Source organism: Pseudofrankia coriaricola (genome assembly GCF_032027725.1).
Lineage (GTDB): Bacteria > Actinomycetota > Actinomycetes > Frankiales > Frankiaceae > Pseudofrankia.
Window position 1 is genome coordinate 1 of sequence record NZ_JASNFO010000051.1, and the last position, 5,464, is coordinate 5,464.

A 5,464-nucleotide genomic window follows, 5' to 3' on the forward strand; every position below is an offset into this window, starting at 1 on the left:
GCGCCGCCGATTACCAGGGCGCCCAGGCGTTGGAACGGCAGGTCCTCGATCGGCGTCGCGAGCTGCTCGGCCCGGACCACCCTCGAACGCTGGCCGCGATGGCCAACCTCGCGGTCACGTTGTGGTGGGCAGCAGATTATGACGGCGCCCAGGCGTTGGAACGGCAGGTGGTCGATCGGCGTCGCGAGCTGCTCGGCCCGGACCACCCTGACACCCTGGTCGCGATGGCCGATCTCGCGGCCACACTCCGTGGCGTCGCCGACTATCAGGGCGCTCGGGCGTTGGAACAGCAGGTGGTCGATCGGCGTCGCGAGCTGCTCGGCCCGGACCACCCTCGAACGCTGACTGCGATGACCAACCTCGCGGCCACACTCCACAGCGCCGCCGACTATCAGGGCGCTCGGGCGTTGGAACAGCAGGTGGTCGATCGGCGTCGCGAGCTGCTCGGCCCGGACCACCCTGACACCCTGGTCGCGATGGTCGATCTCGCGGCCACACTCCGTAGCGCCGCCGACTATCAGGACGCCCAAGCACTGGAACAGCAAGTTCTCGACCGGCGTCGCGAGCTGCTCGGCCCGGACCACCCCCAGACCCTGGCTGCGATGGCCAACCTCGCAGCCACACTCCGTAGCGCCGGCGACTCTCAGGGCGCCCAGGCGTTGGAACAGCAGGTGGTCAACCGGCGCCGCGACCTGCTTGGCCCCGATCACCCCCAGACTCTGGCCGCGATGACCAACCTCGCAGCCACACTCCGTGACGCCACCGACTACGAAGGCGCCCAAGCACTGGAACAGCAAGTTCTCGACCGACGTCGCGAGCTGCTCGGCCCTGATCACCCCGACACCCTGGCCGCGATGACTAACCTCGCATTCACGCTGTGGTGGGCCGCGGACTGTGAGGGCGCCCAGGCGTTGGAACGGCAGGTGGTTGATCGGCGTCGCGAGCTGCTCGGCCCTGACCACCCCCAGACCCTGGCCGCGATGACCAACCTCGCAGGGATGTTGCGGTGGGCTGCGGACTATGAGGGCGCCCAGGCGTTGGAACGGCAGGTGGTTGATCGGCGTCGCGAGCTGCTCGGCCCCGATCACCCCGACACCCTGGCCGCGATGGCCAACCTCGCGGCCACACTCCGTGGCGTCGCCGATTATCAGGGCGCCCAGGCGTTGGAACGGCAGGTGGTTGATCGGCGTCGCGAGCTGCTCGGCCCGGACCACCCCCAGACCCTGGCCGCGATGACCAACCTCGCAGCCACACTCCGTGACGCCACCGACTACCAAGGCGCCCAAGCACTGAAACAGCAAATCCTCGACCGACGTCGCGAGCTGCTCGGCCCTGGCCACCCCCAGACCCTGGCCGCGATGACCAACCTCGCAGCCACATTCCGTGACGTCGCCGATTATCAGGGCGCCCAGGCGTTGGAACAGGAGGTGGTCGATCGGCGTCGCGAGCTGCTCGGCGCCGATCACCCTCGAACGCTGGCCGCGATGACCAACCTCGCAGTCACGCTGTGGTGGGCGGCCGATTATCAGGGCGCCCAAGCATTGCGAAAGCAGGTCCTCGATCGGCGTCGCGAGCTGCTCGGCGCCGATCACCCTCGAACCCTGGCCGCGATGGCCGATCTTGCGGCCACACTCCGTGGCGCCGCCGATTACCAGGGCGCCCAGGCGTTGGAACGGCAGGTCCTCGATCGGCGTCGCGAGCTGCTCGGCCCGGACCACCCTCGAACGCTGGCCGCGATGGCCAACCTCGCGGTCACGTTGTGGTGGGCAGCAGATTATGACGGCGCCCAGGCGTTGGAACGGCAGGTGGTCGATCGGCGTCGCGAGCTGCTCGGCCCGGACCACCCTGACGCCCTGGCCGCGATGGCCAACCTCGCAGCCACACTCCGTAGCGCCGCCGACTATCAGGGCGCCCAAGCACTGGAACAGCAAGTTCTCGACCGGCGTCGCGAGCTGCTCGGCCCCGATCACCCTGACACCCTGGTCGCGATGGCCGATCTTGCAGCCACACTCCGTGGCGCCGCCGATTACCAGGGCGCCCAGGCATTGCGAATGCAGGTGGTCGATCGGCGTCGCGAGCTGCTCGGCCCCGATCACCCTGACACCCTGGCCGCGATGGCCAACCTCGCAGCCACACTCCGTAGCGCCGCCGACTATCAGGGCGCCCAAGCACTGGAACAGCAAGTTCTCGACCGGCGTCGCGAGCTGCTCGGCCCGGACCACCCCCAGACCCTGGTCGCGATGGCCAACCTCGCGGCCACACTCCGTAGCGCCGCCGATTACCAGGGCGCCCAGAGATTGCAACAGCAGGTCCTTGACCGGCGGGTTGCGTTGCGAGGCATAGAACATTACGATTCACTCATTTCCCTAATTGACATCAGTGCAACATTGCGCGTCGCAGGTAAGTATCAAGACTCTGAGAGTCTTGGTCGACAGGCGCTAGACGATGCGCGCCGCTCCTTCGGTGACAGTCATCCAGCTACTCGGCGAGCGACTGCAGGTCTTGCGCTGACCCTGCGTACGTCGGGAGATGAGCCTGCGGCGCGTCGGATCGAATCACAGGTGCTGGAAGACTGTAGAAATCTTCTCGGCGCCAGGCATCCATTCACATCCAATCCTCAAGATGCCCTCATTTGGATTCTCGGCGATGATCAAGCCGTTGAAGTTCGACGCCTCTTCTCAAGATCCGGATGAAGTGGGCACCTTAGGCTTAAATCCAGTCGTCCAACCTCAAACGTTCCGCAGCCGATCGCCGTCGACCTTGCGCCGCCGCGCTTGCGCGGACTTGAGCGCGAGGCTTGCGAAGTAGGCCCTGCGCGCGGAGTCCGCGCGCGCCGGGCGCGCTCTTCGGGAGGAAGCTGGCGGTCGGGATCGACCTGCCGCTCGAAGCGGTCGAGGAACGCGGCGCGAGCGGGTGCGGTCCGTGCGGTCCGGTCGTGGGTCTTCGCCCACGACGAGTGGGACGCGATACGGGCGATCATGGCTCGGTCTTCTGGGCGTGCGGCGGCCATGGGGCGACCCTTCGGAATGTAGATCGTCGGGAGCATGGTCCGGCGTGGCCGGAGAGGTAGCGGGTAGCGCCCGGCGGGGCGAGCAGATAGGCGCCAGAGCACGCTTTTGGCCGGTGGCGCGTCGAGTCGCTACCCGCTACAGAGCAAGGTGTGGGCTGGTCAGCAGGGGTCCGGCGGGTCGCGGGGGGTGTAGCGCTGCCGCTACACCCCCGGGTGCCGCTACACGTCGGCGCGGGCGCGGTGGGCCTGGCGGATGGCGTCGGCGCGGGCGCCTTTGCGGACCTGGCCGTTCCGGCGGACGTCCACCGAGGGCACGGCGAACGCGCGAAGCTGGGCGCTGATCGCGTCGGGCGTGGCGTCGCGGTAGTGCTCCGGGTAGGCCGTCGCGAGTCGTCCCGCCAGCTCGGCCCAGTGCAGGCCGCGGGCGCCGTCCGCGAACACCGACAGCGCGTCGGACAGGACGTCGCGCTCGTCGCGATGGGCAATCTGTCCGGCAGCCTGGCCAGACAGCGTGCCGGCGTGTTCGCGGAGCTTTCGGGCGATGGCGAGAAGGTGCGCGGCATCCTCCGCATCTGCCAGGAAAGTTCGGACGGTGGGGCTGGTGTCGCTCGCGCCGCGCAGAATTCCCGCGCCCTGGTGCTCGGCCGCGAGCGTGGACGAGTCGAGCCCTTCACTGAACGCTCCGGCGCCGAGGACAAGGTCTGAGACCTGCCACGATCCGGTGCGGAGGGAGAAACGGATGATGTGGTTGTCGCGGAAGTCGGTGAACTTCTTCGCGACGTCACCGCTCCCGATACCCGACGGCCGTTGCGTGGCGCTGCCGATGATGACCCCGGCCGCCGGGGCTACCCGGATGAGGTAGACGAGCAGCGACGCGATTTCGCTGTCGGCGGTCGGGCTTCCGGTCGCGAACCATTCTTGGAACTCGTCCAGGAGCAGGAGCCGGACGGGCATGCCGTACTTGGGATCTCGGGCGATCTCGCGGGTGAGCTTCCCTTCGGGCACCACGTCCGGGGGCAGGTCGGACAGCGCGAGGTACCGGGCCTGGACGTCCGTCCGGATCTCGCGCAACGTGTCGATGAGGATCTCGACCGGATCACCGTCGCGGGTCGGTGCGAGCCCGAAGACCGCGCGGTCCGCGATGGCCTCGAACTTGCGCCAGTCGGGCTTTCCGCCGCCGTCCGCGACCGTGATCCGCACATAGGGGTCGAGCGCGGCGAACAGACCGAGCGACCGGAGTGCGAACGTCTTCCCCTGGCGGGGCTGCGCCCCGACAAGGATGGACTGCCACAGAAGGTCGATCGTCACGGGGCGGGCGCGTTCGTCCAACCCGAACGGGGCAGGGGTCCAGATATCTGGTTGGCCTGCCGCGTAGGAGCGGAGTCCGCCCGGCGGGGATCGCGAGCGGGTCACGGTCGGCCACCCACAGGGTGTGCCTGCGGTCCGACGTGGGGTCTCGGGTCAGGAAGACCTGCGTGACCGCGACATCCAGCCCGGACGCGATCGCGCCGTGCGCTCTCACGGTGTCCGTGAAGCCCTTCCCATAGGGAAGATCCACGGTGACACGGGAGCCGTCGCCGTCGCGGGCCATGGGCGACCCGAACGTGATGCGCTGGTCATCCTTGTCCGCGCCGAGCTTCGCGGCGTAGTAGGCGCGGAGCACGATGTCGGCGGACAGCTTGCGGAACCGTGGCGCGACAACGGCCGCGGCGATCAGAGGCCGTCCTACTGGCCGCCCGACGTAGGCCAGGGACCCCACGAGCGGCAGCCACACGAGCAGCCATCCGGGCTGGGTCGGCGGCCCGAATGCCGAGCCGAGCACGGCGATTGCGGTCAACGCGCCGGCGCCGGCGCCAGCGACGATCAGGGTTCGGGTGCGACGGGTGGCGCGAACCTCGCGGTCCAGGCGCAGCCACACGGCCGTGTCGCGAACCTCTGCGACAGCCTGGCGTACCGGGGTGGACTCGGCGTGCGTCCACCACCGGACGAACCGCACGGCGACTCTCCCGGCGCCAACCACGGCCGCCTGCACGATCACGGCGAGATACCAGGGGAGACGGACCGTGTGATAGGCGCTGGCGTGCGCCCACCGGCCGCCAACGTGCCGGGCGGTCGCGGTGAGCTGGTCACGGCGCAGGCTCGCCGGGATCACCGGCCGGCGGGCGATGTCGACCGCGCCGGGTGGGGTGGGGTCCACCGGCACCGGCACACGATCCGGGACTGGGTCGAGTGGCCATTCGTAACTTCGTTCGCGGCCGGACAGCGTTTCGAGTTCGGCGAGAACGGCGGGGACGTCGGGAACCCAGCCTGAGCGTTCAACGGGCACGGGAAGGTGGTCTTCGGACACGGCGGAACTCCGAACGATTCGGGGGCCGGTGCGTCCCCCCCGGCGGGCCCCGCGGGGCGCACCACCCCGGAAAAGGGGGATCAAGCTCCCCTTGAGGGGCCGCCCCC

At 69.1% G+C, this 5,464-nt stretch carries 2 protein-coding genes; one reads left to right on the forward strand and one right to left on the reverse strand.

Translation table 11 applies throughout. The features are described 5' to 3' along the window. Window positions 1-2,693: tetratricopeptide repeat protein (locus QOZ89_RS26600; RefSeq protein WP_312626022.1), on the forward strand; the 2,693-nt coding region annotated here is incomplete at its 5' end. 536 nt (window positions 2,694-3,229) lie between these two features. Here QOZ89_RS26600 and QOZ89_RS26605 read toward each other — a convergent pair. Beyond that, window positions 3,230-4,318, reverse strand: coding sequence for a hypothetical protein (locus tag QOZ89_RS26605; protein WP_312626024.1), 1,089 nt, complete (start codon window positions 4,316-4,318; stop codon window positions 3,230-3,232). Window positions 4,319-5,464: the final 1,146 nt, after the last annotated feature.